Annotated in this window: 2 protein-coding genes; both read right to left on the bottom strand. The window is 74.4% G+C overall.

Annotation, left to right across the window (positions count from 1 at the left end; all coding sequences use genetic code 11):
* Window positions 1-19 precede the first annotated feature (19 nt).
* Window positions 20-850, bottom strand: coding sequence for a chitosanase (locus GTW43_RS03660; RefSeq protein WP_161300164.1), 831 nt, complete (start codon window positions 848-850; stop codon window positions 20-22).
* A 128-nt stretch (window positions 851-978) separates the two neighbouring features.
* Window positions 979-3,174, bottom strand: coding sequence for an alpha-N-acetylglucosaminidase (locus GTW43_RS03655; protein ID WP_161300163.1), 2,196 nt, complete (start codon window positions 3,172-3,174; stop codon window positions 979-981).
* Window positions 3,175-3,311: the final 137 nt, after the last annotated feature.

Here is a 3,311-nt window from a genome sequence, read left to right as displayed (position 1 = left end):
GGCGAGGGCCGCGCACCACTCAGCCGATGTGGTACGAGTCCCCGTAGACCTGCCAGTCCAGCGGGGGTTCGAGCCCGAGGTTCCCGTCGCGCAGGAACACCCGCTGGGCGGTGTCCACCCGGCTGGTGTCGCTGTGGGCCTCCTCCTGCTTCATGGCCCACACCCGTGCGTCCAGGAACGCGTTCAGCCAGTCGGTCTCGTCGCCGCCCTGGGACGGCGGACGTGACGCGCCGAGCGCCCGTTCGCGGATGCTGCGGAAGCTCGTCGGGTCGGAGCCGTCGCCGTGCATCACGATGGCGTCGTAGTACGTGAACTGGCCGAGCGTGCCGACCCCGTCGGCCTTGCCCTGGGCGACGGCCGGATCGAAGTACACCCGGTCGCGCTCGTCGTTCTGGGCCTCCTGGAAGGCCTGGTCCCCGGCGGCCTCGGCCCAGGCGTCGGGGAAGCCCGGGTCCAGGCCCTCGTGCGAGTCGCTGCCGTCGACCCGGCGCAGGGCCGGCAGGTACGGGGCGAGGACGTTGTCCGGGGCGCGGTCGGTGTAGAGCTCGACGAGGTCGAGCATGTCGCCGGTGCCGGAGCAGAAGCCGATGATGCCCGCGGTGTAGCCGCGGCCGTCGCCGATGTCCTCGATGTACCGGTACTGGGCCTTCCAGTCGAGCGAGGAGTTCTCGGCGCTCGACACGAGCTGCATGGCGATCTCCTTCTTCGCCGGGTCGTCGAGTCCGCCCGCCCGGGCCGGCGCTCCGGCGGCCCCGGCGAACTGGGTGGACAGGAGCGGCGCGCCCACGACGGTGGCGCCGATGAGGGTGAGCAGCGTGCGACGGGAGGTGCGTATGTGGGGGGCAGGCACGGTTCCTCCTTGGGGGAGTCCAACGTTCCGTCGACTGTTAGGAAGGTTTCCTACCAGAGATTCGGCGTGACGTATACCCGTCAAGAACGGTCCGGGGTGCGGGTGTCGGCGTCCGTCGCCGTCGACGGTCAGCCCTGCCGCAGCCGTTCGTGCACCTGAACGGCGATGTCGTACGTGTCCCCGGCCGGCCGGGTGGCGAGCGGACCCGGATCACGGATCCACGCCGAGTCGAACGCGAACCAGTCCTGCGGCGAGGGCGCCCGCCCGGCGCCGAGCGCGGACCGCAGCTCGGCGAAGAACGCCGACCAGCGGTCGTGGTAGAGGCCGCCGACCAGTCCCGCCCACTCGCGGTTCGCGTAGTCGTGCAGGCCCGCCGCCGCCCCCTTGCGCGTCCCCCACACGGTGACGAGCGACAGCGCGTCCTGCGCGAGCCGCGCCCGCTCGCTCGCGTCGGACCCCCAGGCCCGGGCCTCGGCGACCCAACGGCCCAGCAGGTGCCGCGCGTCGGTGGCGAGCAGCCGGTCGAGGAGCGTCATGAGGCCGAGCCAGTCCGCGCACAGCCGGTCGAGCGCCGCCGCGTCCTTCGCCTCGAAGGCGGCCCTGATCCGCGGCAGCAGCGCCCGGCTCCGGTTCGACAGTGCCTGCCGCGCCACGTCGAGGAGATCGGTGCGGTACGCGGACGACGCGCGCAGCCGCGGGTCCACGGCGAGCAGATGGCCGAGCGCCTTCTCGAACTCGCCCGCGTCGTACCGCAGCCGCTTCGGTGACCACGTCGCCGCCGAGACCGCGGTGAGCGAGGGCCGCGCCCCGAACAGTCCGTCCGCGCCCTCGGCCCAGTCGTCCGCGCGCGTCGTCCCGTACGCGGTGCGGCGCAGCACGTCCCACGCGGCGACGGCCTGCGCGTCCCTCTGCCCGTACCGGGCCACGGAGTACGCCTCGAACCAGCGCGGCAGGTCCAACGTCCCCTCGGTCCAGGCCAGTTCGGAGAAGAGCTCGAACGCCGCCGGGTTGTTGTCCGCGGCCTCCGGCAGCAGCGCCGTGCCGCGCAGCGCACCGCCCGGCCGGGCCAGCCAGCGCGGGAACAGCTCGGCCCAGTCACGGGTGTTGGCCCCGAGCGCCGTGTGCCCGCCGAAGTTCCAGATCGAGCCGAACGCGTACGGCGTGCCGCCCCAGTCCGCGTCCCGGTCGGTCACACTCGTGAACCGGTCGGACAGCCCGTCCACGACGAGCATGTGCTCCTTGTCGACCGCGTCGACGATCGCCCGCGGCGGATTGTGCCGCCAGCCGAGGATCACCCACGTCGCATCGCCGCGCGCCGTGCGCAGCGCCCGCTCGACCCCGCGCGCCGCGTCGTCCACCGGTACGTCGCCCGCGCTGCCGCCCTCGTGCAGCAGGTCCATCTTGAACAGCCGCGCGGGGCCGAACATCTCCTCCTGGTCGCGGTAGAACGCCGCCGCGACCGCCGCGAAGTGCTCCCCGCGCGGATCGAGCCAGTCCGGCCGCCGGTACCCGTACCAGTCGCCCTGCGGCACGACGTGCGCGCCCGCGTTGAGGTCCGCGAACCCGGGCGGCACTGTCCCGAAGTAGCCCGGGAACACCGGCTCCATGCCGAGCTCCCTGACCCGGTCGGCGATCTGCCGACCGAGGCGGGCCCGCGCCGCGAGCAGCGACGCCGACACCGGCCCGCCCGCCGGGCCCGCCAGGTTCTGCAGCAGCCACCACGGCTGGTGAGCCGGGGCGGGGATCCAGGCCCGCAGTTCCGCGTCGCCGTACCCGAACCGGCTGAACACCCGGTGGTACAGGGCGTCCGCACCGGCCTGCACGAACACCTCGTTGAACCCGTGCAGCGCCAGCACGTCCAGCTCGCGCTCCCAGTAGTCCCACCCGTGGTACGGGCCGGTGTAGCCGTCGTTCGTGTCGTTGAGCACGAACCGGTGCGGGACCGCGGAGCGGCCGGTCAGCGGCTGCCGCGGCAGCGGCAGCCGTCCCGGCAGGTCCAGCTGCTCGCCCGCCCAGGAGACGTTCGCGTGCGTGACGTCCTTCAAGTACCGGCGCAGGCCCGCGAGCTGGACGGCGGGGGACGAGCCGGTCACCCGGATCCGGCCGCCCTCGGCGGCCACCCGGTACCGGTCGCGGGCGCCGCCCGGCGGGCCGAAGTCGAGCTGGTCCGCGGCCGGGCCGAGCAGCCGGCGCGCGGCACGGGCGGCGGCGCCCGCGGACTGCGGGGCGAAGGGCACGGCGTCGGCGCGGTCGGTCCCCGCGGTGCAGGACACCGCGGCCGATCCGGCGAGCGCGGTCAGGAGCGTACGTCGGGCCAGCGGCATGGGTCCTGCATACCCGGCGCGGCCCCCGCCCGGAGCGACGCCATGCCGACGTCCCGTGACACGGCGGGTGAACGACACCCGGCCCGCGCCCCCGTGCGCATCTCCCGCCGGAGCCGGAGCCGGAGCCGGAGCCGGAG

It is taken from the genome of Streptomyces sp. SID5785, from assembly GCF_009870065.1.
Lineage (GTDB): Bacteria > Actinomycetota > Actinomycetes > Streptomycetales > Streptomycetaceae > Streptomyces.
Note: the sequence above shows the minus strand (reverse complement) of the source record. Positions and strands in the feature narration are given on the sequence as shown.

Bases quoted from the DNA above. Each gene is read 5' to 3' on its own strand.
- GTW43_RS03655 (WP_161300163.1), bottom strand. From the start codon at position 3,174: ATGCCGCTGGCCCGACGTACGCTCCTGACCGCGCTCGCCGGATCGGCC.